Source organism: Pandoraea sp. XJJ-1, assembly GCF_026802345.1.
GTDB lineage: Bacteria > Pseudomonadota > Gammaproteobacteria > Burkholderiales > Burkholderiaceae > Pandoraea > Pandoraea cepalis.
This window is the reverse complement of record NZ_CP113827.1, coordinates 2751068-2776308: the sequence shown is the minus strand read 5'-3', so window position 1 is coordinate 2776308 and position 25241 is coordinate 2751068. Positions and strand designations below refer to the sequence as shown.

Sequence of the window (25241 nt, the reverse complement as noted above, 5' to 3'; positions counted from 1 at the left end):
GCCACATGCTGACACTCATTGCCGTTGTTTCCAGCGCCGGTGGCGCGGGGCGCAGTACGGTGACGGCCCATCTGGCCGCAGAACTCGCGCAGGCATCGCATCCGGTCGCCGTGCTTGAACTCGACGCACAAAACAGCATCGGTGCGCTGCTCGGATTGCGCGAGACGTGCGCGGCAGGCGTGCTGTCACCGAGCGTTGCGCCGGACGGCTGGCGTAGTGTGCTGTGCGAGACGCCTGCGCGCGTGTCGCTGCTGCCTGCCGGTCGCAGCGAGGCGGCGAGTCTGAGCGCCATTGGCCAATGGCTGCGTCAGGACGCCGGCGGGCTGCGTCGTCATCTCGACGCGATGGGTTTGCCCGAGGGCACGCGCGTCCTCATGGACACGCAGCGCTTGCCCGATGTCATTGCCCAGGCCGCCGTGGCGGCCGCCGACCTCGTCCTTGGCGTGGTGCCCGTGACGACGACCGGCTACGTCACGCAGCTGGACCTGATCGCGGCGTGCGCGGGCCGCGCTCAGATGGTGCCGAACTTCGCTGCCGCCAATTCTGCGCTCAACAACGATCTCCTCCATCTGATCCAGTCCCGCGCGGGCGACGCCAGTGTGCCGTTGCGCATTCATCGTGACGACGCGATCGGCACGGTGGCGGCCAGCGGCCAGACCCTGGCCATGGGGGCGCAGGGATCGCAGGCTGCGCTCGATTTCGCCCATTTGGCCGCATGGTTGCTGCATGCCACGACGCCGATTGATGCGGTGACCGACACCGGGGGCCGCGCATGATCCGCGACGCATTGCGCACCCTTTACCGGCTCGGCAGCGAGATTCTGGTGGTGCGTCTCGCGGTGCCACCGCGCGCGGACGGGCGCCCGCCGAGTCTGCTGCAATGGACGCTTGCGGCGACCTTGCGTTCGCCGAGTCATCAACGCTGGGTCACGCAGGTTGGCGACCACGCGGTGACGCGCCTGGCGATGCGACTTGAGGTGAATCGGTTGGATCAATGGCGCGACTGGTGGTTGCGTCTCCTGTTTCCGCCGCCGCGCGCCGGACGCACTGATTATCCCGCGCGCGCACTGGCTTGGATCAACGCGCGAGTCACGCATCGGCTCGACGTTCCGATCGATGCGAGCGTCGGACAGATGGTGCAGGCACTGGTGTGGCGCCGGGCCGATCGGCGCCCGGCATTCCCACCGTACGTCGGCTGGCTGGCGCTCCGGGACAACAACGAACGCGCGCGCCTGTGGCTGGTGCAGACGCTCTTCGGCATTCCGCCCGACACCCCCGCGCAGCTCGCCCACCGCTTCGACGCGCAACTCGCGCGCGTGATGCAGTGGCGTGTCACATCGGCCGTTGTCGCGCTGCTCGGCTTGGTCGGCGTGTTCTGGATCGTCACGACACCGTTCGAGCCGTTCGAGCAGTTGCTGTTCTCGATCTGCACGCTCACGCTGGCGCTGGTATTCCGCCGGCTCGACAGTCAGTATTCGGTGCTCGTGCTGATCGGTTTGTCGTTGATTTCCACGATCCGCTATGTATGGTGGCGTCTCACGCAATCGCTGGCGTTCGACACCCTGCCGGAGGCGGCGGTCGGCTACACCCTCGTGGCCGCCGAGATGTACACGTGGATGATCCTGTTGTTTGGCTACATCCAGACGGTCTGGCCGTTGCAGCGCCGCATCACGCCGCTGCCGCCGGACACGCGCGAGTGGCCCAGCGTCGACATCTATATTCCCACGTACAACGAGGGCCTCGACGTGGTGCGCCCGACGGTGTATGCCGCCTGCGGGATCGACTGGCCGCCCGAGAAGCTCAATATCTACCTGCTCGACGACGGACGCCGCGACGAGATGCGCGAATTCGCTGCGCTCGCCGGGGTGCACTACGTGACGCGTCCCGACAATCGGCATGCCAAGGCGGGCAACATCAACCATGCGCTGGGCAAGACACAGGGCGAGTTCGTCGCCATCTTCGACTGCGATCACATTCCCGTGCGCTCGTTCCTGCAGACGACGATGGGTGCCTTCCTCAAGGACCCGCGCTGCTCGCTCGTGCAAACCCCGCACCACTTTTTCTCCGACGATCCGTTCGAGCGCAACCTCGCCACGCGCGGGGCGGTACCCAACGAAGGGCGACTGTTCTACGGAATCGTGCAGGACGGCAACGACTTCTGGAATGCCTCGTTTTTCTGCGGCTCGTGTGCTGTATTGCGGCGTACCGCACTCGACGAAGTCGGCGGTGTCGCCGTCGAGACGGTGACGGAAGACGCCCACACGGCGCTCAAGATGCACCGTCGCGGCTGGAATACCGTGTACCTGAAAGTGGTGCAGGCGGCGGGTCTTGCGACCGAGTCGCTCTCCAGTCACGTGGGCCAGCGCATTCGCTGGGCACGCGGCATGGCGCAGATCTTCCGCGTCGACAACCCGCTCTTCGGACGCGGATTGAAGTTCGGACAGCGGATCTGCTACGCGAACGGCATGCTGCATTTCTTCTATGGCATTCCGCGCATCATCTTCCTGCTCGCGCCGATCGCCTATCTGTTTTTCGGATTGCATATCGTGCAGGCGGCGGCCCTGAGCATCTGCGCCTATGTGTTACCGCATATCGCACACGCGAACATCGCCAACTCACGCATCCAGGGCAAGTATCGCCATTCGTTCTGGTCGGATGTCTATGAAGCCGTGCTGGCGTGGTACGTGGCGCTGCCCACGACGGTGGCGTTCATCAACCCGCGATACGGCAAGTTCAACGTGACGGCCAAGGGCGGTCTGATCGAGCAGAGCTTCTTCGACTGGAATATCTCGAAGCCTTACCTGGTGCTGCTTGGCTTCAATCTGCTGGGCTTTCTGGCGGGTGTGTTGCGCTACTTCTACGCACCGGCGCACGAGATGGGGGCGCTGGTCTTCAACCTGGCGTGGGTGACGTTCAATCTGGCTGTGTTGGGGGCGGCGGTGGCGGTGGCAACCGAGGTTCGGCAGGTGCGCCGCACGCATCGGGTGTCGATGCGCATGCCCGCCATGCTGTATTTGCCGGACGGCCGCACGATCGCGTGCCACACGCGCGACTTCTCCGGCGGCGGTTTGGCGCTGCTGCTGAGCGTGCCACTCGAACTGAGCGAGGGCACCGAAGCGCAGGTCGCGCTCTCGCGCGGCGCGACGGAATATGGCTTTCCGGTGCGCGTGGTCGGGGTGCGCGGGCAGGCGCTGTTTCTCTCGTTCATGCCACTCACGGTGGCGCAGGACAAACATCTCGTGCAATTCACGTTCGGCCGTGCCGACGCCTGGCGCGACTGGGACGTCGAGCGCACGCGCGACGAACCGATCAAGGCGCTCTTCGAGATGCTCGCGATGGGGCTGCGCGGTTATCAGGTGCTGGCGAATTACTTGCTGGGCAAACTCGTGACGCGCTGGCAGGATCGCCTGCGCAGCGCACGCCAGACGTAAGCCGGACAACACCGGAACTCAGGGACGCATACGATGGGCATCTGGAACCTCTATTTCATCCTGAAGCTGCTGCTCCTGTGGGCCGGCACCATCGGCTTTCACGTGCTGCCGAACTTCCTCTTCGCAGTGCTGCTCGCGATCCGGCTGCGCCCGCGCTGGGCGCGCATTGGGCGACAGGTGATCGCTCTGCCGGCCGGTGCGGCGCTGCTCTATTACGATTCGAACCTGCCGCCGTTCGCCCGTTTCGTCGAGCAGTTGCCGGCGCTGCTGCAATTCCGGTTCTCGTACCTGATCGAGCTGCTCGGACGCTTCGTGCCGACGCAATTCTGGCTTCTGCTCGCGATCCTGACGCTCGTCTACTGGATCGTGAACCGCTGGGTTCGCGTGACGACCTTCGTGATGCTCGCGCTCGTGATCGTGCCCCTCGTGCTGCGCTTCGGTGCGCTGGGCCCGGTCACGCCGGTGGTCGCGGCGACGGGCGATATCCCGGCCGCGCCGTCGGCGGGAGCGAGCGCCGCGACCGCCGGCGTGAACGAATTCGTGTCGGGTGATGGCGAGGTGCCGTTGGCCGCGAATCCAGACGCGGCACTCGATGGCTTCTACACTCGCGAACTGACGCGCGCCGTCGCGATGCCCGCGCAGGCGGGGGCCGGACCGGACTTCGATATCATCTTCCTGCACATCTGTTCGCTCGCGCAGGACGATCTCGACGCCGACAATCTCGCCAACCTGCCGCTGCTCTCGCGCTTTGATTTTGTCTTCAAGAACTTCAACTCCGCGGCGAGCTACAGCGGCCCGGCAGCCATTCGTGTGCTGCGCGCCGGCTGCGGCCAGCCGACGCACAAGGCACTGTACGATCCGGCCGGCCCGCAGTGCTACGTGATGAGTGACCTGAAGCAGCTCGGCTATACGCCGTCGCTCGCGATGAACCACGACGGGCATTTCGACAACTTCATGCAGGAGGTTCAGCAGAACTTCGGCGTGCAGGGCATCACGCCGTTCGACAACACGCGCACGCGTGTGACCATGCGCTCGTTCGACGAAACCCCGGTCCGCTCGGATGGCGACGTGCTGCAATCGTGGTGGCAGCAGCGTATGGCCATGCCCGACAAACGCGTCGCACTCTACTACAACACGATCTCGCTGCACGACGGCAACCGTCTTGAAGGCTCGCGACTGCCCAGCGCGCAGAGCTATCCGATACGCGTGAAGGCGATGTTCGACGATTTTGGTCAGTTCATCGACACCATTGCCCGGTCGGGCCGCAAGGCGGTGGTCGTGTTCGTGCCCGAGCACGGCGCCGCGCTGCGCGGCAGCAAGCTGCAGGTCTCGGGCATGCGCGAGGTGCCGCTGCCGGAGATCACGCATGTGCCGGTGGCGGTGAAGCTCGTGGGCTTCGGCAACGGGGCGGGGGCCAGCCACGGCACGCCCATCACGATTTCCACACCCACGAGCTATCTGGCGCTGATGACGCTGGTTTCGCATCTGATCGCGAACAACCCGTTCGCGGGAACGCCCGATCTGGCGTCATACGCGGCTGATTTACCGCAGACGGCCTTCGTGTCGGCGAACGAGCAGACCACCGTCATGAAGTACGGCGGCAAGCAGCTCATTCGAGGCACTGACGGCGTCTGGGTGGACCTCAAATCGATGGAGTGACGCGCCAACCCTGCGCGAGTCCTCGCCGGATCCGCACGCGAATGCGCGTTCGGGCTCGCGCACGCGTTTTCCCGGAATCGCGCATACTGTGCGCTCTTGCCAGCGGGCGTGGCCGGCGAGGCCCGCGATCGTTGCCTGGCATGGACGCATTCGAAACTTCCGGGAGTTACTGTGCAATACACCAAATTCGGCCGCACCGGCCTGAGCGTTTCCCGCTTGTGCCTGGGCACCATGACGTTCGGTCTGCAAACCGAGGAAGCCGCCAGCCATGCGATTCTCGACCGTACCGCCGACGCGGGCGTCAACTTCATCGATATTGCCGACGTCTATCCGCTCGGCGCCGACATCTCGTTGTCCGGACGTACCGAGGAGATCGTCGGACGTTGGCTCAAGGGGCGCCGTAGCCAGTTCATCGTCGCGACCAAAGCTTGCGGCCAGATGGGACCGTCACCGTGGGACAAGGGGGCGTCGCGCAAGCATCTGCTCGATGCCATCGATGCGTCGCTGCGCCGCCTGGGAACCGACTACGTCGACCTGTACCAACTGCATTCCGACGACACCGACACGCCCATCGACGAGACGCTCGAGGCGCTCGACACCATTGTGAAGTCGGGCAAGGCCCGCTACGTCGGCGTGTCGAATTACCTCGCCTATCGCCTCGCACGTGCCCTGGGCCGCGCCGACGTGCTGCGCGTGGCGCGCTTCGTGTCGGTGCAGCCGCGCTACAACCTGCTGTTCCGTCAGATCGAGCGCGAACTGCTGCCGCTGGCCAGTGAAGAAGGTCTGGCGGTCATCCCTTACAACCCGCTCGCCGGCGGATTGCTGACGGGCAAATACCGACACGATGCCGCCCCCAGCGAAGGTCGCTTCACCACGGCGACGGTCGGCAAGGCCGGCTCGATGTACCAGCAGCGCTACTGGCACGAGCGTGAGTTCGAGACGATCGAGTCGCTCAAAGGCATTGCGAAGGACGCGGGTGAGTCGCTGACGCGTCTGTCGCTCGCCTGGGTGCTGGCGAACCCGGCGGTCACGTCGGCGATTATCGGCGCGAGCCGCGTCGAACAATTGACCGAAACACTCGGCACCGTCGACTACGCGCTCGACGCCGGCCTCAAGGCGAAGCTCGACGACGCGTCGCATGCTTATCGCTGGGGCGACGCCGCGCGATAAGCGCGACGTTCCGCCCCCGGCTTTCTGCTGGACTCACGCCGTACACAGGCCCGATGCGTCGGGCCTGTGGCGTTTTTGCGTTGCATCAAGCAAGCGCGTCTTAAGGGGGATTCCCGAGCCAGCGAAGGTAGTCGTCGGCTACGATCGAGCGCTATAGTAGCTGCATCGTGTCACGGTTCGACAGTCGAAGCGACTCGCGCGGCGGCACGATGCCGGACACGCTGCCTGTGTGCGAGGCCTTCCTGTGATGCTCTTTGCGAGGCTGCTCATGACAAAACGCATTCTGCTGGCGACCGACGGTAGCGAATCGTCACGCCGTGCGCTGCGCGAGGCGGCCGCCTTTGCGCGCAACGGCGACGTGATCCGCGTCATTCACACGGTGGAAGACCCCGTCACGCCGGTGACCTCCGCCTTCGCCAAGCTCATCGACCTGGAGCAGGTGCGTCGCGACATGCAGCGCGAGGGCGAGGAACATCTGGCGCGCGCGGTGCTGTATCTGCGCGAGGAAGGGCTCGACCCACAGGCGCATTTGCTCGATCTGCGCACGACCGGCGAGACCGTTCCGGAGGCCATCACCCGCGAGGCCAACGAGTGGGGCGCCGAAATCATCATCGTCGGCACGCACGGCCGGGGCGGTGTGCGACGCGCCATGCTGGGCAGCGTTGCCGAACAGATTCTGCGCAGCGCGGAGGTGCCGGTGATGCTGGTGGCGGGCGAGGCGCGCCCGCATTCGCCGTTGCGTGCGGGCGGACACTACGAACGGATACTCGTCGCGCTCGACGACAGCGAGACGTCGCACCGCGCCTTCGAATACGCACTTTCGCTCGCTCGCGCGCATGCGGCGTCGTTGCGTGTCGTCCATGTGCTGGATATGCCGGGGCCATTTCCCGAAGGCTTCGACTCGGCCCCGCTGCTCGGCGCGGTGCGCGCCGTGGGCGAGCAGGCGCTGAAGTGGGCGACGCGACGCCTGCATGAGGCGGGCGTGCCCGGCGACGTCGAGTTGCGAGAGCTTCAGCCGGTCGGCGAGGGGGTTGCCGATCAGATTATCTGCGCAGGCAAAGAGACCGATGCCGATGTCATCGTGCTTGGCACGCATGGGCGGCGCGGGTTCCGGCGCTTCACGCTGGGCAGCGTCGCGGAGGACACGGCCCGTCACGCCGGTCGGCCGGTGTTGCTGTTGCCCGCGCACGCACCGGTGGAGTGACACGCGCGCGGTCAGGCGGCGCGTTGATCGCCGGGCGGAAGCGCCCGGCGTTTGGCACATCGGAAGAAGGCGTTCGGCCTCAGGCGACTGGGCCGAGTTCTGACAGAAGCGTTTTGAGGGGCGTGGCCGCGTCGGCCAGACGCACCGGGTCGACCACGGCGCGGCGACCGACGAGTTCGCGTGCGGCCAGAAACTCCTGTGCCCGATTGATGCTCACGGCCGCCACGACGGCACCTTCGCGCAGATAGAAGCGCATGAACACGGCGGCCCCTTGCGCATCCGGCAAGCGGCGCTCGATCATGGCGTCATGGCCGTCCGTCAGGCCGACCATTTGCAGCTTCGCGTTGAACTGATCCGACCAGAACCAGGGCGCGGTCGCGACGGCCTTGGGCGCATCGCCATGCACTACGCTCGCCGCCACCTTCGCCATTTCGCTCGCGCTCGGCACCGATTCCAGACGAATGCGGCGGCCCAGCGCCGGGTGTTCGTGATGCGCGCAGTCGCCCACCGCCAGGATCGCCGGATCGCTGGTACGGGCAAATTCGTCGACGACGATGCCGTTCTCGACCGCCAGCCCCGCGGCCTGTGCCAACTCGGCGTTCGGAACGACACCAATGCCAACGACCACTACATCAGCCGGCAGGCGCTTGTCACCGGCCACGACCGCGACGACCCGACCGGCCGCATCCTGCTCAAGCGCGGTCACGCCGACGCCCACCTGCACGTCGACGCCGTTCTCGCGGTGCAACGTCGCGAAAAAGTCCGCAAGATCGGCTTCCGCCACGCGGGCCAGCAGGCGCGGGGCCGCTTCGAGCACGGTCACCGCGGCGCCCGCCTTGACGGCGGTTGCCGCCACTTCCAGCCCGATGTAGCCGCCGCCGACCACGACGACGCGCTTGCCCGGGGCGAGCGCCTCGCGCAGACGCGTGGCATCTGCGATGTTGCGCAGGTAGTAGACGTTCGGGGCGTCGCCGCCCGGAATGGGCAGATGGCGCACGCGGCCGCCAAGCGCCAGCACCAGATGGTCGTAGCCGAGTGTCTGGCCGTCGTCGAATGTGACGGTGCGCGCCGCGCGGTCGATGGCAGTGGCCGTCACGCCCAGACGCACGTCGATCTCGGCCTTCTCCCAGGCGTCTGCCGGACGGATCAGCAGGCTGGCTTCATCGGCCTGACCGGACAGAAACGCTTTCGAGAGCGGCGGGCGGCGATACGGCAGGTGGCTTTCGTTGCCGGCGAGCACGATGCGCCCCGTGTAACCCAGTTGACGCAGGGCGAGGGCGGTTTCGCCGCCGGCTTGACCGGCGCCGAGAATGACGGTGGTGGAATTAGCGTCTGGCATGAGGATGAAAGCAAAAGAAGGCGGCCGCCAGTGTAATGCATCGGCGCGCCTGTCGCGTCCCGGATACCGTCAAGAGGCGTTCGTGACACCGCCGCGTCGCTTGTCGCTGACGGGGGTCAGTCTTTTGGGGCGTTGGGTTCGGCGAAGAACAGGCATTCGACCTGCTTGATCAGGGCCGGCCCGAAGGCGTCGCCGCCGACCTGCGGCGCAATCAATTGCATCAGCACCGGGGAGCCGGGCGGTGGGTGCAGGGCGTGGACAAGCACGCAAAAGTACATGGCCGGATGTTCGGCACGCACGACACCCGCCTGCATGCCCTGCACGATGAGGGGCTCCATGCAGTCGTAGACGGGCATCACCAGATGGCGGTGCAGGATGGCACCGCGCTCGCCGGTCTCCGATGCGTGCTGCGTGATGAACTGCTTGTGCTCCGGATGGTGGATGGCGTGGGCGGCGATGATCGCAATGGCTTCCTTGAGACGATCGGTCACCGGACGCGCAGTGTCGAGCGACAACGCGCGCAGCCGCTCGCTCGGACCCGCGAGCGCGCCTTCGAGCGTGTCCACGCATGCGCGCCACAGTTGCTCCTTCGAGCCGAAGTGCACGCGCACCAGGCTGGCGTCGACCTTCGCCGCCCGCGCGATGCCACGCAGGTTGGCACCGTCATAGCCCAGTTGCGAAAAGGCGTCGATGGCGGCGGCAAGCAACGCCGCACGGCCTTCGGGCAGGTGTTTGGGGCGACGGCCCCGCGGGGTCGATATGGCAGTCATTGTCGGACAACGTCGTGCGCGGGGCGTGTGGCCTCAGCGGCCTGGGCCGTATCGGCCACCGGCGCCGGCGGCACCCCCATTGCGTAAAAGAGGAGCGCAGTATCCGACAAACGTGCGCCGGTTGCACGCACTGTTGTGAGATAGGCGTTCCAGTACTGCTGTTCGCGCCCGCGCGCCGCCGACGCCGGCAGGGCGCCCAGGCGCACGCGGGCGGCCGTGTCGCGATAGATCTGCTCGGCCGCCGCGCTGGCAAGGTCCGCGTGCCGCAGCGATGTGTTGTCCGCTTCGAGCGACGCCAACGTATCGGCTACGTTCTTGAACGCGGCGAGCACCGTCTGCTTGTATCGGTCGAGCGCGGCCGCATAAGTGGCGCTCGCTGCCCGACGCTGCGCGAGCAATGCGCCACCGTGGAAGATCGGCTGCGAGATCGACGCGGCGACGCTCCAGAGCGCCCCGGCGCCGGAAAGCACCATCGGCCAATGGAAACCGCCTTTGCCCATCGACGCGCTGAGCGTCAGACTCGGGAACATCTGCGCCGTGGCCACGCCGACCTCGGCCGAGGCCGCCTTGAGGGCCATCTCGGCCGCCTGGATGTCGGGCCGCGATTGCAGCAACGTCGACGGCACGACGACCGGCACCCGTTCGGGGACCTTCAGCGCGCCCAGCGGCACATCGTCGGGGGCGCGATCGGGCGTGCGGCCCAGCAACACGGCCAACGCGTAGCGTGTGGACTGCCACTGCGCGCGCAGCCCGGGCAGCGACGCAGCGAGCGTCTCGGCGTTTTGCGCGGACGCCAGCGCGTCGGCGCGGGAGACGGCGCCGAGCACTTCTCGCCGGGCCATTTCTGTAGCGTCGGCCTGCGCCAGTTCGACGAGCCGCTCGGTCGCCTTGACCTGTGCACCGAGCACCGATGCCCCGATGGCGCCGGAGACGATATTCGCCGCGAGCGCCTGCCGCGCCGATTCGAGCTGGAACGCCTGCTGATCGACCTGGGCCGCCAGCGACGCGTCGGCGAAGCGAGCGGCGCCGAATAAGTCGAACGTGTAGCGTGCCTGTACCTGTCCCACGAACATGTTGTAGAGCGCCGTCGGCGGTCCAAGATTCGGGATGCCGAGATTGCGCTCGCGTGCCGCTTCGCCGCCAAGGTCGATCGACGGGAAGAGCGACGCGCCGATCTGCGCCTTCAGCTGCTCGCGCGCGGCCTGCAAGGCATGCTCCGCCGAGGACAGGGAGGGGCTGTTGCGCAGCCCTTCGTCGACGAGGGCATTGAGGGTGTCCGAGCGATAGGCATGCCACCACGCGCTCACGGGGGCCGCGCCCACGTCGAACTGCTGTGCCGTGCCCTGCGCCACGTCGGTATGCGCGGGCGGCGCGCTGGCGCCATAGTGCGCGGGTGAGGGCATGACCGGCGGCGTGTCGCCCGGAGTGAACGCGCAGGCGCTCAGCCACAGTGGGAGGATCGGAACGAGCGGGGCGCACCAGCGCCGGGCGAGGCGCGGCATCATGCGCGGTCTCCTTGCGGGTTGGCCGCGTGTGCGGGGTCGGCGGGCGAGGCACGTTCGTCGTGACGCACGCGGAATGCCGTGGCGTACAGCGCCGGCAGGAAAAACACGGTCAGGATCGTGGCGCTGGTAATGCCGCCCATCAACGCCGTGGCCATCGGGCCGAAGAAGTTGCTGCGCAGCAAAGGGATCAGCGCGAGCACGGCGGCGGCGGCCGTGAGCGTGATTGGCCGGAAGCGCCGCACCGTGGCGCTCACGATGGCGTCGAAGCGCGGGTGTCCCGCGGCGATGTCCTGTTCGATCTGGTCGACCAGGATCACCGAGTTTCGCATGATGATGCCGAACATCGCGATCACGCCGAGCATTGCCACGAAACCGAACGGCTTGCCGAACAGCAGCAACGTGGCGACCACGCCGATCATGCCGAGCGGGGCCGTGAGCACCACGAGCAAGGTGCGCGCGAAGCTCTGGAGCTGGATCATCAGGAGTGTGAGCACCGCGATGATCATGATCGGCATCTGCGCCATGATTGAGGACTGTCCCTTGGCGGACTCCTCGACCGATCCGCCGATCTCGATGCGATAACCCACCGGGAGGGCCTTGCGGATATCGCCGAGCGATCGGTCGACGGCGTCGGTCACGTCGATCCCCTGCTTGCCCGCGCGTACATCCGAGCGCACGGTGAGCGTCGGCTGCCGGTCGCGCTCCCAGATCACGCCATATTCCAGGTCGTTCACCACATGCCCCAGCGTGGCCAACGGCACCGGGCCGTTCGGCGTGGGCATGGCGAGCGTGGCGAGCTTCGCCGGATCCACCCGCTCGGCCTTGGGCGCGCGCAGTGTGATCGAGATCAGCTTGTCGCGTTCGCGGTATTGGCTGATGTCGTAGCCCGTAAGCGTCATGGCGATGAAGTTCGAGATATCCGTCGAACTCACGCCCAGTGCGCGTGCTTTCTGCTGGTCGACTTCAAAGTGCACCGAGCGTTGTGAGGGCTCGTCCCAGTCGAACTGGACGTCGGCGGTGTCACCGTTCTTACGCATGACGGCCGCCACCTGCTCGGCGATCTTGCGCACCGTGCCAATGTCGTCGCCGCTCACGCGAAACTGTACGGGAAAGCCGACGGGCGGTCCGTTTTCCAGTCGCGACAACCGGGTGCGCACACCGGGCATGGCCTCGCGCAGCGTCGGCTCGAGCCATTGGGCGAGCGCCTCGCGATCGTCCACGGACTTGGCGGTAACCACCAGTTGCGCGAAGTTCGGCGTGGGCAGTTGCTGATCGAGCGGCAGATAGAAGCGGGGCGCGCCGGTGCCGACAAAGCTCACCGTGTGATCGATCTCTTTCCGACCCTTGAGCAATTTTTCCAGACGTTGCGTTTCGCGCAGTGTCGCTTGATACGACGCCCCTTCCGGCAGACGGAGATCGACCATCAGTTCGGGCCGATCGGAACTCGGGAAAAACTGCTGGGGTACGAGCGAAAAGCCGGCCATCGAAATCAGGAACAGCACGACGGTGATGGCAAGCACGATCAAGCGGCGCTCGATGCACCATGTCAGCCAGCCGCGCAGGCGATTGTAGAAGCGGGTGTCGTAGACCTCGTGCTCATGATCGTCGCCGTGATGGGCCTCGCGGGCTCGCTCGGGCAACAGCTTGTAGCCGAGCAGCGGAATGAGCACGACCGCGGCCAGCCACGAGGCGAGCAGCGCAATGGCCGAGACCTCGAAGATCGAGCGTGTGTATTCACCCGTGCTCGACTTCGCCAGGGCAATGGGCAGAAAGCCGGACACGGTCACGAGCGTGCCGGTCAGCATGGGGAACGCCGTGCTCGTGTAGGCGAAGGCGGCCGCACGCTTGCGATTCCAGCCTTGGGAGAGCTTCACGGCCATCATTTCGACAGCGATGATGGCGTCGTCCACCAACAGCCCGAGCGCCAGGATCAACGTGCCGAGTGACACCTTGTGCAGCCCGATGTCGAAGAGGTACATGAACAGCGACGTCACGGCGAGGACAACCGGAATCGAAATGGCCACCACCATGCCGGTGCGCAAGCCAAGCGAGACGAGGCTCACGATGAGCACGATGGCGACGGCTTCGGCCACCGCTTCGAGGAAGTCGTCGACGGACTGTGACACGGACTTCGACATGCTCGCGACTTCAGTGAGCGTGAGGCCTGCGGGCAATTGAGCACGCAGCTCGCCCATCTTGCCGGCCAGCGCCTTGCCAAGGTGAACGACGTCCTGCCCCTTTTGCATGGTGATGCCGATGCCGAGCACGGGCTTGCCACCGAAGCGCATCTCCGAGACGGGCGGGTCGACATAGCCGCGCTTGATCGTGGCGATGTCGCCCAGCCGGAAAGATCGGTTGTTCACGCGGATGAGCGTGTCGGCAAGGTCAGCCACGCTGCGGAACTGGCCGCTCGGGCGCACGACCAGCCGGTCGTTGGGCGTGTCGATCGTGCCCGCGGGCGAGACCGCGTTCTGCGCGCCCACGGCCTGCGCGATCTGGTTCGGGGAAATGCCGAGTCGCGTCAGTTGCGTGTTGTTGATCTCGACATAGATGCGCTGCTCCTGGTCGCCGAAGTAGTCGACCTTCGCCACGCCAGGCACGCGCAGCAGCACGGTGCGTAGCGAGTCGGCGTAATCGCGCAACTGGGCGGGACCGAAGCCGTCGCCCTGGAGCGTGAAGATGTGCGTGTAGACGTCGCCGAATTCATCGTTGAAGAACGGTCCTTGCACGCCCTGCGGCAAGGTGTACGCGATGTCGCCGACCTTCTTGCGCACCTGGTACCACTCTTCCGGCACGTCGCTCGCGGGCGCCGAATCCTTCATCGAAAAAAACAGCAGCGACTCGCCAGGGCGTGAATAGCTGCGTTGGAAGTCGATCGCCGGCATCTCCTGGAGCTTGCGCGCGATCCGGTCGGTGACCTGCTCCTGCACCTGTTTGGCGGTCGCGCCCGGCCAGTACGTGCGGATGACCATCACGCGGAACGTGAAGGGCGGATCTTCTGATTGCGCGAGGCGCGAGTAGGCCAGAATGCCGAAGATCGTGGCCATCGCGATCAGGAAGATCACGAGCGCGCGATGCCGCAGGGCCCATGCGGAGAGATTGAACCGGCCCTCCTCGTGACGATAGTCCTTGGGTGCGGCGGGCGGCGCGGCGGGGGATGCCGCGGGCACAGGCGGCTTGCCGTCCTGCGGGCTCATGACGCGAAGTCCTCGGGGTGCAGCGGCGCAATCACGCGAACCTTCTCGCCGGCGGTGACGGTGTGCGCGCCTTGCCAGACGACGCGCTCACCGGGTTGAATGCCGCCCGCGATGGTGACGGTGCGCTCGCCGTAGCGAGCAATCTTCACGCGTCGCAGCACCAGCGTGTCGTCGGATTTGACGACCCACACCGCGGGTTGATCGCCCTCGTGAAAGAGCGCGGTCGACGGTAGCGTGATGGGCGGACCGTCGGCGAGTGGGGTGGCGGCGGGCCCGCCGGACACCATTGCGGCGGGCGTGGCCGATGTCGTCGACGGTGCCACAGGTGGGGCGACCGGCGGCGCGAAGGGTTGTGCGAACGCGACGTTGGCCGTCATGCCGAGTTTGACGTCGGGACTGGGTGAGAGCAGCGAGAGCTTGGCTCGGTAAGTGCGGCTCGTGGGATCGGCCGCCGGCGCGATTTCACGCACCCGCGCTTGCCACGTCTTGCCCGGCACCGCGGGCAGCGAGACGGTCGTCATCTGCCCGACGCGCAGGGCGCCGAGCACGACTTCGGGCACGTCGGTAATCACATCGACGTCGCCCGTCCATGCCAGCTGGTAAACCGGCTGACCCGCGCTGACGTTCTGTCCCGTATCGGCTTGCTCGGCGGTGATCACGCCGTCGCGATCCGCCTTGAGGCTGCCGTAGTTCAACTGGTCGCCGGCCAGTGCGGCCTGCTGCGTCGCCTGATTGCGCTGGGCGAGCGCGCTCGCGTAGGCATTCTCCGATTGTTCCAGCTGCGCCGGGGCGATGAGGTTTTCGCGGGCTTGCGCGCGGTCACGGGTGACGGTTTGTGTCGCGTAATCAAGTTGGTGCTGCGCCGCGTCGAGCTGAGCGCGCGCACTGGCAGCCTGCTTCGAGAGATCGCCCGGATCCAGCCGGGCGACGATCTGGCCCGCCTTGACGGCGTCGCCGAGTCGCACGCTGCGCTCGATGATCTGGCCTGCAACACGGAACGAGAGCGGCGTGACGTAGCGCGCCTCGATTTGCGCCGGTAGCGACACAACGGGCGCGTGCTCGGCGACCTTGGCCGCCACCGCCACGACCGGGCGCGGGGGCACCTCTGGCGGGGCTTTGCGCGAACACGCGCTCAATAGGGCGGCAATGGCCGTGATGGCGACGGCCAGGGCAAGGCGGCGTGGTGCGATGTCGGGCAGAAGGGGCATCGTGCGCTCGTAACTGACAAAGGGAGACATCAAGATTAAATCTACGGGCGATGATATATGGATTGACCGCGTGGTGCAACGGCGCTGCGCACGACTTTTCACCGCCCTGTGACTATCGACGGGGGGCGTGTCATTGGATTGTTGTCGGCAAGCCGGGAAAGGCCAACCGCCGAATTAATTTGGAGTACGATGCCTAGCGAGTACCCGACGCAACCACTGCGGACATGAGTGAGTCTTCGCGCGCACGACGCCACGTGGGCTTGAGACTTTGACCGAAGTCAAGCGAAGGGCATGCTGGGGGATCGCGCACGGCGGAAAGCTGGGGGTTCGCGGCTATGCTGGAGGTATCTGACGTTTCGCGATCATTCACCGGAGACGGATAGCCATGACAACACGCATCGCTTTGGTCACAGGCGGTATGGGCGGTTTGGGTGAGGCCATCAGCCTGCGCCTGGCCGATGCCGGGTATCGGGTTGCAGTCACCTGTTCGCCACAGAATCACGATTGCGAAGGGTGGGTCGAGCGCATGCGCGCCACGGGCCGCGAGTTCGCCGCGTACCGTGTGGACGTCGCTGATTTTGCCTCATGCGAGGCTTGCGCGAAAGCCGTCGAATCCGATACCGGTCCGGTGGACATCCTGATCAATAACGCGGGAATCACGCGCGACGCGACAATGCGCAAGATGACGTCCGAAGACTGGCAATCGGTATTGCGCACGAATCTGGATAGCGTATTCAACATGACCCGGCCGATCTTCGGCGGCATGGTCGCGCGCGGCTGGGGCCGCATCGTCAACATTTCGTCGGTCAATGGCAGCCGTGGGGCGTTTGGACAAGCGAACTACGCGGCGGCGAAGGCCGGCATGCATGGGTTCACCAAGTCGCTGGCGCTGGAGGTCGCCAAGGCCGGGGTGACCGTCAACACGATCTCGCCGGGATATCTCGCCACGAAGATGGTCACGGCGGTCCCGGCCGATGTGCTCGAATCGCGCATCCTTCCGCAAATTCCGGTCGGCCGGTTGGGGCGCCCGGATGAAGTGGCCGCCCTGGTGGCCTTCCTTGCCTCGGAAGACGCGGGTTTCATCACCGGCAGCAACCTTGCCATCAACGGTGGCATGCATATGGAGTGACTTGCAGCGACGCTGCCTACTACTTATTCAGGAGAGTCACGATGTCAAAGGAAACGAATCCGGCACTGACGATGGTCAAGCTCGGCACAGCGAGTGCGCTGGGCGCCTACGGCATTTTGCTGGAAGCTGCGCAACACATGCACCAATTGCAGGCAGAGCGCGATACCGAATTGCTCAAGGCCCATGCGGACGCCGCCAAGTCGCTCGGCGGCGCCAAGGACTTCAATGGGTTGTTGACCGCGCACTTGCAAATGCTCAACGGTCAGCTCGCGCAACAGAACGAATTCTGGCGCGAGTGGCTGGCGGTGTGCGCGAACAATCAACTGCTCTGGACCGAGCATTTGCGCAAGACGGGCGAAGAGCTGCAGCACGGCATGGCCGGTGCGATGACGCTGCCCGATCTGATGGGGGCGGGCACAATGCCAGGAGACGCCGCCAAGGCCGCCGAAGCGCCGTTGCAGAAGTGGTTCCAGGCATTCAACGACGCGACATTGGGCACGATGGACGCGTGGCGACGCTTGTCGACGCAAGCGGCACAGGCCACCGAGGCGGCCGTTTCTCAGCAGTCGCCTCTCAACGGGCGCGTACCGCCCAAGCGCGGCGGCGCTCCGGCTCAACGCTCGAGCACGTAAGCGCCGGGCGCATCGCATAGCGAGTGCGCAGGTGGCCAGGCGGTGGCGACGGATTTGCCGCTGCCTTGGGCGAGCAGCCACGCCTGCCATGCCGGCCACCAGGAGCTTGGCTTGGCGGGCGTGGTGACGAACCATTCGTCGGGATCGCGATACGCCGCGCCTGCCACGCGCGTCGCGACGCGATGGTGACTAGTCGGATGTCCTGGCTCACAGACGACCCCCACGTTGTGCCCGCCCGAGACGAGCGCAAACGTCAGATCGCCGTTGTAGAGCAGATGCATCTTGTAGACGGAGCGCCACGGGGAGATGTGGTCGCGTTCCGTCGCCACCACGAACATCGGCACGCGAATGTCCGATAGCGCGACCGGTAGCCCACCCACCTTCAGTGTTCCCGTCGCCAACGCATTGTTCAGATACAGCTCGCGCAGGCACTGACTGTGCAGCCGCGCGGGTATACGTGTGGTGTCGGCATTCCACACCGTAAAGTCGGTCGTTTGCGCCGGTTTGCCGAGCAGGTAGTCGTGCATGAGCCGCGACCAGATCAGATCGCGCGAATTGAGCAATTGGAACGTCCCCGCGAGTTGCTCACCGCTGATGAATCCCTGGCGCCACATCATCGCTTCGAGATACGCCACCTGGCTGGCGTCGATAAACAATCCCAATTCGCCAGGCTCGCTGAAATCGGATTGCGCGGCCAGCAGCGTCACGCTGGCGAGCAGGTGGTTTCCTGCCTCGCGGCCTTTCGAACGTCCGTCCCCGCCTCGGTGATCGCGACTGATCTCGCTTCCCTCTTCACCGCCGATCGGGTTTCCGCGCGCAAGCGTCGCTGCCGCGATGGCGAGCAGCGTGCCGCCCAGGCAGTAGCCGCAGGCATGAACGGGCACGTTGTCCGTCAGGCGATGCACCTCGCGCAGGGCGGTCAGCAGTCCGGCGTTCAGGTAGTCGTTCAGTCCACGGCCACGAGCCTTCGGCCCGGCGTTATGCCACGACATCATGAAGACGTTATGCCCCTGCGCGACCAAATAACGCACGAGTGAATGCTGCGCTTCCAGATCGAGGATGTAGTACTTCAGCAGCCATGACGGCACGATGAGAATCGGTTCGCGCCACGTCTGCGCCTGCGCCGGAGCGTAGTGCAGCAACTCGAAATACGCGTTGCGATAGACGACCTTGCCGGGCGTCGCGGCAATGTCGTGGCCAACGCAGAACGCTTTGCACGCTTCGGGCCCCGCCCCCGGCGCATGGCCCGCCGCCATGTCGCGCAGGTCGGACCACCAGCGTTGCGCGCCACTGACGAGGTTTTGCCCGTGCGTGTCGCGTACCGCGTTGATGACTTCCGGATTCAGGAACCAGACGTTGCTTGGCGAGAACACATCGAGCCATTGCCTTGCCATGAAGCGCACCACGTCGCGGTGGTGCCGATCGACGCCCGGGATTTCGCCCGTCATCGTGTCCACGAAATCCTGCGTTCGCAGGAAACGTTCACGCCACCAGGCGAACGGGAGTTGATCCCAAAGCGGGTCGCGGAAGCGCCGGTCGGCGACGGAGGGGCCGCCGACCTTCGCCCGATCACTGGCCGTGGGCTTGTCGATGGCGGCGAAAGCCTTGAAGACGTTGAGCTGATGCCCGGGCGCCGTCGCGGCGTGCATGGCCCAGTCGGCCCAGGCGAGCGCGACCGCTGCGGGCGAGACATTGCCGGTAAACCGCGCGGTCGCGGCCATCGCGGCACGGTCCAGGCTGTCGGTAAATGAGGTGGCCAACGACGGAAATGCGATCTCGGGCGTCTCCACTGGCGCAGGTGTGCCTCCCGTCGTGGTAGAGACAGGGCTTGCTACGGCGGCCGGCACCGGGCCCGGGGGCGTCGCACGGCGCGTCGGCGGATTCGCCGCTTTGGGCGTGCCGCGCGAGCGCGATGCGGAGGAAGATTGGGACGATGGGGACGACGGCGATTCGGAGGTCTTGGCAGTGCGAGCGGGCATGGCGGACTCCGTTCTACCTCGCTACGATCATGCGAACGCGCGCGGCGGACGACGAAGCGAGGAGGATGCATTGGGCAACCCCGGTGTCGCGACGTCAATACGTCACGGGGCGTTTCGACAAATATATCGCAGACGCTATGCACGTATCGTGATCTGCGACAAATTGCGCAGGGACGACGACGTCATTCCGTGAGGTGGTTCATCGTGCCGCGGCTGGCGTCGGGGCATCGGGCGAGGCGGCGGGTTTCGCCGGCGCGGGGCGCGAGGGCCGCAGGGTCGACGAGGGCATGGGCTTTCGTGCGCGCCAACTGATGCGACGGAACGGGTGCTCGCGTCCGGACAGCGTGAGCGCGACGTGGGTGATCCAGCGCTGCGTCGGCACGCGCTCGCCGTGCAGCCACATCACAAGCGCGAACAGGCTGGCCGCCATCGGCAGGGTTTTGAGATTGGGGGTGGCGTCGCGACGCGTATGCCAGGCAAAGGCAGCACAGATGGCGAAGCCCACGATACAGCCGGCCACCGTCTCCGAAATCGAGTGCGCAGACAGGGCGACGCGCGACGCCCCGACCGCCACGCTACCCGCCGTGGCGGTGGCCATGCCGAGCACGCGCCACGGCCACGCGAGGTGGCGCACAAGCATCCATGCAACGACGGGGTACACGGTGGCGGCGAGCATCGTATGGCCGCTCACGCCGGTGAAATCGAGTTCGCGCCACCCGAGGCCCCAGCCGAGGAACATGACCTTGGAAGCCGCCACAACAAGCGCACCCGCCGCAAACAGGGCGACCCAGGTGAATGCCATGCGCCACGCACGGGCCGAGAGCAACCAGAGGGTGAGGGCGGCGGCGGCGGGCACCGTCACGGCGGCACCACCGAAATTGGTAATCGTGATCCAGAAGCTAGACATGACTGGCAAATGACGGCCCGAGGGCGGAGGGCTTCGGGCGAAAGCGCTATCTTACGCGCGCGACGCTAGGGAGAACAAATGCCGGTCCGGCATCGCACGGCGGCAAGGCACGGAACGGGGTCTCGCGCCGGGTTAATTCCCAAATGACGGCATTTTGCTGGGACTTGATGGATGGTTTGCGCATTTTCCCGTCAATTGTTGTCGTGATGCCCCGTAGACTGCGTCGTTTTCGAACAGGTTTCTCGAACGATGTCTTTCTCTTCTCCTTCCTCCAAGCGCAGGTGCGCCGCGTTGGACGGCGGCGCGCAAGGCCTGCGGGGGCAAGGCGAAGGCCGCCGTGCCCGCTGGCGCGCGGCGTGCGTCTGGCTGTGCATGGCGGTGCCGGCGGCTGCGATGGCCGAAACTGGCGGCATGGCCGACGCATTACGCCTGCACCCGCGCCTGACCCCGTCGTTTTCCTTCTCGCCGGCGGCACCGACCGCGTCGGCCGACGCATCGTCGCCGCACGCGAACGTGGCATTGCCGCAATCCGTCTGCGGCAAGGTATCGCCGCTGTATGCCACGACCATGACGGTACGGGCGTCGAAGCCTCTCGTCATGCCGGTGACCTATTCGCGCGTTTCGTCGGATTTCGGCACGCGCTCCCACCCGGTGCGGCGCGTGAAGCATCGGCACACCGGCATCGATCTCGTGGCGCCGTCGGGCACGCCGGTGCGCGCGGTGGCGCACGGTGTGGTGAAGTCCATCGGCTTCGAGCGCCGGGGGTTCGGGCGTTACATCGTGATCGCGCATCGGCACGATAGCGAGACGATCTACGCCCACTTGTCCGCCACGGCGCGCGGGCTGCGTGTCGGTGAGACGGTGGCGGCGGGCCACCTCATCGGGGCGGTCGGCAAGACGGGAATGGTCACGGGCCCGCACCTGCATTTCGAACTGCGCCGCCAAGGTGTGCCAGCCGATCCACGCCCGTTGCTGCGCCGCACGGCCAAGATGAGCGAATCGCCGGCGGGCACGGGCAACCCTTGCCTGAGCGTGCTCAATGGCGTGCCGTCGTGGCTTCTCCATGGGGGGGCCGGGGTGGCCACTCGATGGCAGTACTCGCCGCTCTGAGGGGCGCGTCGAGATCGACTTTCCGGGAATAAAGCGGTACGTGCACCGGTATTACGGATATGGGCGCTCTTGCGACTCGTCACGGTGACGGGCGGGGCAGCGCACGTAACGAAGGGAGGTGCGCGATGAGCCATCAAGGGGAAGTCAAGCCGGAGACCGGTTCCGATGCCCGTTCGTTCGACGAGGGCAACCCGTCGCGACGCATGTCGCGTCGCCGGGCGATGACATGTCTTGCGTGGGCGGGCGCGGGTATCCTGTGGACCCTCGACGGGGGCGTGCCGCGCGGCCTGTCGCTGGGGGCGCCGGCTGCGGCGGCCGACAAGGCGGCACGTCATGCACTGTCGTTCGTGCAGATCAGCGACAGCCATATCGGCTTCAACAAGGCGGCCAATCCCGATCCGGCGTCCACGCTGCAACTGGCCATCGATCGAATCCGCGGTGCATCGCAGCGTCCCGCGTTCCTGCTCCACACGGGCGACGTCAGTCATTTGTCGCGCGCCGAGGAATTCGATACCGCGCAGCAGATCGTAAGCAGCGCGGGCCTGGAAACCCACTACGTCCCCGGCGAGCACGACGTGATCGCCGACGACGGACGCGCCTTCTTCGCACGCTTCGCACCCGACAGCCGGGGTGTCGGCTGGTACAGCTTCGATCGACAAGGCGTGCACTTCGTCGCGCTGGTCAACGTGATCGGGCTCAAGGCGGGCGGCATGGGCTATCTGGGCGACACGCAACTCGCCTGGCTCGCGGCGGATCTTAAGGGGCGCTCGCGCAGCACGCCGCTCGTCGTGTTCACCCATATGCCGTTGTGGTCGGTCTATCCCGCCTGGGGCTGGGGGACCGACGACGGCGAACGCGCACTCGCCCTGCTCCGGCCGTTCGGCTCGGTGACGGTGCTTAACGGGCATATCCACCAGGTCCTGCAAAAAGTGGAGGGCAATGTGCGTTTGCAGACAGCCATGTCGACAGCGTATCCGCAGCCCGCACCGGGTGATGGCCCCGGCCCGGGACCGTTGAAGGTCGACGCGTCGCAACTGCGGCAGGCCCTCGGCATTCGTCGCGTCGACTTCACGGCGCTCGACGGAACGCCAATGCTCAGTGACACCTCGTTGGCGTCGTGACGCCCACGGCTTTCGGAGCCCTTCCATGAAATCGTCTCTTCTGAACGCTTGCGGTGCACGGCGTCGCGTATGGCTGCGTGGCGTCGCCGTGGCGTCGGCCGGCATGCTCACGCTCTGTCTGCCGGCGCTCGTGGGCGTCGTCAACGCCGCGGACGCCAATGCCGTCAATATCGACAACTTTGCGTTCTCGCCCGCGACGCTCACCGTCCGCGCGGGCACGCGTGTGACATGGACCAATCACGACGAGGACCCGCATACCGTGACCAGTTCGGACAATCCGCATGCGTTTGCGTCGGGCGCGCTCGATACCAACGGCACGTTCTCATTCATGTTCGACAAACCGGGAACGTATCGCTACTACTGCGCGATTCATCCTCACATGACCGGTGTGATCGTCGTGAAGTAGTCGCGAAATCGTCGTGGCGAAAGGCAGATGTGATTCAATGAGGCCATTGACGTCGTGTTCGCGACGACAGACCAATTCACCCGGGCACCGCGTTGCCCGCACTGGGGAGACTCCGGTGACCGACGCTGAAAAACCCGGCGCGCCTGCGTCGGAACGGTTCGATGCACTGGCCTTGCCGCACCTCGACGCGGCGTACAACCTCGCGCGCTGGCTGTCGGGCAGTGCAAGCGACGCCGACGACATCGTGCAGGAATCCTACTTGCGAGCGTTGCGCTTCTTCGACGGTTTTCGTGGCGACAATGCGCGCGCGTGGCTGCTGGCCATTGTGCGCAATACCTGGCTGACGGAGTGGCGTCGCCGCGCCGATGCGGCGCTCGGCACACCGTTCGACGAGGCCAGGCACGGCCTGCAGGATGACGCCCGTCTGCCCGGTTGGGATGACGCAACGCCCGGCGACCCTGAGCGTCTTGCCGTGCAACGTGACGAGTGCGCGCTTGTGCGCGGAGCGCTGGCCTCGTTGCCGGTGGTGTTTCGCGAGGTGCTGGTGTTGCGTGAGATGGAGGATCTGAGCTACCGCGAGATCGAGACGATCGTCGGGGTGCCGGCGGGCACGGTGATGTCGCGTCTGGCGCGCGCCAGGCAGATGCTGGCCGCTGCCGTGCTCGATGCACAGGCCGCCACGCGCACGAGCGCCAAGACCACGCCGTGCGCGCCGTCGGCGCAGGTCGCACGTCTGACACGTTTGCCGGTTGACGGCACCACGCGGGGAGGACCCGATGAACAAGCCTGACGACCCCAACGATACGACGCCGGGGACGAGCGCCGGCGAAACCCCTGTCGTCGGCGAAGCCACTACGCTCGGCAAGCTGTTGCGCGACGGTTCGTTGCGCCATGCTGCCCCGCAGACGTTACGCGAACGCCTGCGCGACGACATGGCGCTCGCCGAACGTCAAGTGCGCCTGACGTCGGCGCCCGCCACGGCAGTGCCTGCGCAGGATGCGAAGCCTGGGGGCGATCCGACGAATCCGGCCCATCCGGCGTCGCCGCCGAAGCCCTCACACGTGAATCGACCGGCCGAGCTGGCGTGGGGGCCGAGCCTTGCCCCTTGGTTGTTCGGCGGTGCCGGCGGCGCGATTCTCGGCGGACTCGCGGTCGCGATGGCGTTGCTGGTGGCGCGTCCGCCCGCGACGCCGCAGGGGATTGAGGAACCGGCTGTCATGGGCCTGCAACCGCAGGAGATCGTGGCGAGCCATGTGCGTGCATTGCTGTCGCAACATCCGATCGACGTGGTCTCGACCGATCAGCACACCGTCAAGCCGTGGTTCAACGGACGCATCGATTACGCGCCGCCCGTCACCGATCTGTCGGCCAAGGGGTTCCCGCTGGAAGGCGGACGCGTCGACTACGTGGGTGGACGCACGGTGGCCGTGCTCGTCTACCGTACGGACAAGCATCCGATCGATGTCTACGTGTTTCCGGCGCGTGACATGGGTGCGGCGGCGCCGACGATCACGGGGTCCGATGGCTATGCCATTGCGCGCTGGCGGCGCGGCGGCATGACGTATTGGGCGATCACCGATGCCGAGCCGTCGCACCTGCGTGTGTTTGTCGAGGCATTGCAGGCGGCGACCTGATATCGTAAGGCGCTTGCCCCATCCCCCATGGAGAGCGTCATGTCGAATGCCCCGGTGAATCCTGCGTGGCAGGCCGAACAATACGTCAAGTTCGAAGACGAGCGCACGCGTCCCGTGCGCGATCTCGTCGCCGCCATTCCGCCGCTTGCGGGGCGCGGAGTGGCACGCGTGGTCGATATCGGCTGCGGCCCCGGCAACTCTACCGAAGTGCTCGCCGCTCGTTACCCTCACGCTGACGTGCTCGGGCTCGATAGTTCGCAGGACATGGTCGATGCGGCGCGTGCGCGACTGCCGCAATGCCGCTTTGACGTGGCCGATATCGCGACCTGGGCCGATGGCCCGTTCGACGTGATTCTCGCCAACGCGGTGTTGCAATGGTTGCCGGATCACGAGACGCTGTATCCGCGTCTGGTCGATTGTCTTGCGCCCGGCGGTTCGCTGGCCGTGCAGACGCCCGACAATCTCGACGAGCCCGCGCACCGGCTGATGCGGGAAGTGGCGGCCGATCCGCGTTGGGCCGCAACGCTCAAAGGGGTGGAGCGCACGGCACGCCATGGCGCGACGTTCTACTACCCGCTGCTGCGCGCGCTGTGTTCGCGCGTCGACATCTGGCGCACCACGTACTACCACCCGCTCGCGGGCGGGGCACCGGCCGTCGTGGAGTGGTTCAAGGGCAGCGCGTTGCGGCCGTTCCTCGCGAAGCTCGACAACGCATCGCGAGAGGCGTTTCTGGCGCGCTATACCGACGCGATTGCCAGCGCGTATCCGGCGCTGGCCGACGGTACGGTATTGCTGCCGTTTCCACGCCTGTTCGTGGTGGCGACGCGATGATGGACGGGAT

General features: G+C 66.2%; 20 protein-coding genes. 13 read left to right on the top strand and 7 right to left on the bottom strand.

Annotated elements, in window-relative coordinates:
- Window positions 1-5: 5 nt before the first annotated feature.
- The 5 genes from OYT13_RS12635 (at window position 6) to OYT13_RS12615 (ending at window position 7463) form a co-directional block, all read left to right on the top strand.
- Window positions 6-776 (top strand): cellulose synthase operon protein YhjQ/BcsQ, encoded by a 771-nt coding sequence (locus OYT13_RS12635; RefSeq protein ID WP_261938513.1) that lies wholly within the window; start codon window positions 6-8, stop codon window positions 774-776.
- The gene (gene bcsA, locus OYT13_RS12630; RefSeq protein ID WP_017232215.1) at window positions 773-3430 is read left to right on the top strand and encodes a UDP-forming cellulose synthase catalytic subunit; all 2658 of its coding nucleotides are present in this window, start codon (window positions 773-775) and stop codon (window positions 3428-3430) included. The genes OYT13_RS12635 and bcsA overlap by 4 nt, the downstream gene beginning before the upstream one ends.
- Before the next feature lie 33 nt (window positions 3431-3463).
- Complete coding sequence (bcsG, locus tag OYT13_RS12625; protein ID WP_268566333.1) at window positions 3464-5089, top strand: cellulose biosynthesis protein BcsG; 1626 nt, start codon at window positions 3464-3466, stop codon at window positions 5087-5089.
- Between the two features lie 171 nt (window positions 5090-5260).
- The gene (locus tag OYT13_RS12620; protein WP_017232213.1) at window positions 5261-6259 is read left to right on the top strand and encodes an aldo/keto reductase; all 999 of its coding nucleotides are present in this window, start codon (window positions 5261-5263) and stop codon (window positions 6257-6259) included.
- Window positions 6260-6527: 268 nt separating this feature from the next.
- Window positions 6528-7463 (top strand): universal stress protein, encoded by a 936-nt coding sequence (locus tag OYT13_RS12615; RefSeq protein ID WP_198288652.1) that lies wholly within the window; start codon window positions 6528-6530, stop codon window positions 7461-7463.
- A gap of 79 nt (window positions 7464-7542) precedes the next feature.
- On the opposite strand, the gene OYT13_RS12610 is transcribed toward OYT13_RS12615, so the two are convergent.
- The 5 genes from OYT13_RS12610 to OYT13_RS12590 form a co-directional block, all read right to left on the bottom strand.
- A complete protein-coding gene (locus OYT13_RS12610; protein WP_268566332.1) occupies window positions 7543-8802 on the bottom strand; it encodes an NAD(P)/FAD-dependent oxidoreductase in 1260 nt (419 codons plus the stop codon).
- 116 nt (window positions 8803-8918) lie between these two features.
- Window positions 8919-9572 (bottom strand): TetR/AcrR family transcriptional regulator, encoded by a 654-nt coding sequence (locus tag OYT13_RS12605; RefSeq protein ID WP_261938517.1) that lies wholly within the window; start codon window positions 9570-9572, stop codon window positions 8919-8921.
- The gene (locus tag OYT13_RS12600) at window positions 9569-11077 is read right to left on the bottom strand and encodes an efflux transporter outer membrane subunit (RefSeq protein WP_268566331.1); all 1509 of its coding nucleotides are present in this window, start codon (window positions 11075-11077) and stop codon (window positions 9569-9571) included. Before OYT13_RS12600 ends, OYT13_RS12605 begins: the two co-directional genes overlap by 4 nt.
- A complete protein-coding gene (locus OYT13_RS12595; RefSeq protein ID WP_268566330.1) occupies window positions 11074-14274 on the bottom strand; it encodes an efflux RND transporter permease subunit in 3201 nt (1066 codons plus the stop codon). Before OYT13_RS12595 ends, OYT13_RS12600 begins: the two co-directional genes overlap by 4 nt.
- A complete protein-coding gene (locus OYT13_RS12590; protein WP_017232209.1) occupies window positions 14271-15482 on the bottom strand; it encodes an efflux RND transporter periplasmic adaptor subunit in 1212 nt (403 codons plus the stop codon). The genes OYT13_RS12595 and OYT13_RS12590 overlap by 4 nt, the downstream gene beginning before the upstream one ends.
- Before the next feature lie 385 nt (window positions 15483-15867).
- Here OYT13_RS12590 and phbB point away from each other — a divergent pair, with 385 nt between their 5' ends.
- Together phbB and OYT13_RS12580 are read left to right on the top strand one after the other, a co-directional pair.
- Window positions 15868-16611: an acetoacetyl-CoA reductase gene (gene phbB / locus OYT13_RS12585; RefSeq protein ID WP_017232208.1), complete on the top strand. Its 744-nt coding sequence runs from the start codon at window positions 15868-15870 to the stop codon at window positions 16609-16611.
- A gap of 41 nt (window positions 16612-16652) precedes the next feature.
- Complete coding sequence (locus tag OYT13_RS12580) at window positions 16653-17243, top strand: hypothetical protein (protein WP_017232207.1); 591 nt, start codon at window positions 16653-16655, stop codon at window positions 17241-17243.
- On the opposite strand, the gene OYT13_RS12575 is transcribed toward OYT13_RS12580, so the two are convergent.
- Together OYT13_RS12575 and OYT13_RS12570 are read right to left on the bottom strand one after the other, a co-directional pair.
- Window positions 17225-19222, bottom strand: coding sequence for a PHA/PHB synthase family protein (locus OYT13_RS12575; protein WP_268566329.1), 1998 nt, complete (start codon window positions 19220-19222; stop codon window positions 17225-17227). The two genes, OYT13_RS12580 and OYT13_RS12575, sit on opposite strands and share 19 nt — an antisense overlap.
- A gap of 199 nt (window positions 19223-19421) precedes the next feature.
- Complete coding sequence (locus OYT13_RS12570) at window positions 19422-20129, bottom strand: phosphatase PAP2 family protein (protein ID WP_261938520.1); 708 nt, start codon at window positions 20127-20129, stop codon at window positions 19422-19424.
- A gap of 249 nt (window positions 20130-20378) precedes the next feature.
- Here OYT13_RS12570 and OYT13_RS12565 point away from each other — a divergent pair, with 249 nt between their 5' ends.
- The 6 genes from OYT13_RS12565 (at window position 20379) to tam (ending at window position 25231) form a co-directional block, all read left to right on the top strand.
- Window positions 20379-21239, top strand: coding sequence for a M23 family metallopeptidase (locus OYT13_RS12565; RefSeq protein WP_268566328.1), 861 nt, complete (start codon window positions 20379-20381; stop codon window positions 21237-21239).
- A 125-nt stretch (window positions 21240-21364) separates the two neighbouring features.
- Window positions 21365-22360 (top strand): metallophosphoesterase family protein, encoded by a 996-nt coding sequence (locus OYT13_RS12560; RefSeq protein WP_268566327.1) that lies wholly within the window; start codon window positions 21365-21367, stop codon window positions 22358-22360.
- Window positions 22361-22385: 25 nt separating this feature from the next.
- Complete coding sequence (locus OYT13_RS12555; protein ID WP_017232203.1) at window positions 22386-22766, top strand: cupredoxin domain-containing protein; 381 nt, start codon at window positions 22386-22388, stop codon at window positions 22764-22766.
- A 115-nt stretch (window positions 22767-22881) separates the two neighbouring features.
- Window positions 22882-23556, top strand: coding sequence for an RNA polymerase sigma factor (locus OYT13_RS12550; protein ID WP_261938523.1), 675 nt, complete (start codon window positions 22882-22884; stop codon window positions 23554-23556).
- Entirely contained in the window at window positions 23543-24400 is an 858-nt protein-coding gene (locus OYT13_RS12545; protein WP_268566326.1) for an anti-sigma factor family protein, read from the top strand. The genes OYT13_RS12550 and OYT13_RS12545 overlap by 14 nt, the downstream gene beginning before the upstream one ends.
- Window positions 24401-24439: 39 nt before the next feature.
- A complete protein-coding gene (tam, locus tag OYT13_RS12540) occupies window positions 24440-25231 on the top strand; it encodes a trans-aconitate 2-methyltransferase (protein WP_268566325.1) in 792 nt (263 codons plus the stop codon).
- Window positions 25232-25241 lie beyond the last annotated feature (10 nt).

What these genes read in the sequence shown, in the direction of transcription:
- OYT13_RS12635 (WP_261938513.1), top strand. Translation starts at nt 6, where the DNA reads ATGCTGACACTCATTGCCGTTGTTTCCAGCGCCGGTGGCGCGGGGCGC.
- bcsA (WP_017232215.1), top strand. Translation starts at nt 773, where the DNA reads ATGATCCGCGACGCATTGCGCACCCTTTACCGGCTCGGCAGCGAGATT.
- bcsG (WP_268566333.1), top strand. Translation starts at nt 3,464, where the DNA reads ATGGGCATCTGGAACCTCTATTTCATCCTGAAGCTGCTGCTCCTGTGG.
- OYT13_RS12615 (WP_198288652.1), top strand. Translation starts at nt 6,528, where the DNA reads ATGACAAAACGCATTCTGCTGGCGACCGACGGTAGCGAATCGTCACGC.
- OYT13_RS12610 (WP_268566332.1), bottom strand. Translation starts at nt 8,802, where the DNA reads ATGCCAGACGCTAATTCCACCACCGTCATTCTCGGCGCCGGTCAAGCC.
- OYT13_RS12605 (WP_261938517.1), bottom strand. Translation starts at nt 9,572, where the DNA reads ATGACTGCCATATCGACCCCGCGGGGCCGTCGCCCCAAACACCTGCCC.
- OYT13_RS12600 (WP_268566331.1), bottom strand. Translation starts at nt 11,077, where the DNA reads ATGATGCCGCGCCTCGCCCGGCGCTGGTGCGCCCCGCTCGTTCCGATC.
- OYT13_RS12595 (WP_268566330.1), bottom strand. Translation starts at nt 14,274, where the DNA reads ATGAGCCCGCAGGACGGCAAGCCGCCTGTGCCCGCGGCATCCCCCGCC.
- OYT13_RS12590 (WP_017232209.1), bottom strand. Translation starts at nt 15,482, where the DNA reads ATGCCCCTTCTGCCCGACATCGCACCACGCCGCCTTGCCCTGGCCGTC.
- phbB (WP_017232208.1), top strand. Translation starts at nt 15,868, where the DNA reads ATGACAACACGCATCGCTTTGGTCACAGGCGGTATGGGCGGTTTGGGT.
- OYT13_RS12580 (WP_017232207.1), top strand. Translation starts at nt 16,653, where the DNA reads ATGTCAAAGGAAACGAATCCGGCACTGACGATGGTCAAGCTCGGCACA.
- OYT13_RS12575 (WP_268566329.1), bottom strand. Translation starts at nt 19,222, where the DNA reads ATGCCCGCTCGCACTGCCAAGACCTCCGAATCGCCGTCGTCCCCATCG.
- OYT13_RS12570 (WP_261938520.1), bottom strand. Translation starts at nt 20,129, where the DNA reads ATGTCTAGCTTCTGGATCACGATTACCAATTTCGGTGGTGCCGCCGTG.
- OYT13_RS12565 (WP_268566328.1), top strand. Translation starts at nt 20,379, where the DNA reads ATGTCTTTCTCTTCTCCTTCCTCCAAGCGCAGGTGCGCCGCGTTGGAC.
- OYT13_RS12560 (WP_268566327.1), top strand. Translation starts at nt 21,365, where the DNA reads ATGAGCCATCAAGGGGAAGTCAAGCCGGAGACCGGTTCCGATGCCCGT.
- OYT13_RS12555 (WP_017232203.1), top strand. Translation starts at nt 22,386, where the DNA reads ATGAAATCGTCTCTTCTGAACGCTTGCGGTGCACGGCGTCGCGTATGG.
- OYT13_RS12545 (WP_268566326.1), top strand. Translation starts at nt 23,543, where the DNA reads ATGAACAAGCCTGACGACCCCAACGATACGACGCCGGGGACGAGCGCC.
- tam (WP_268566325.1), top strand. Translation starts at nt 24,440, where the DNA reads ATGTCGAATGCCCCGGTGAATCCTGCGTGGCAGGCCGAACAATACGTC.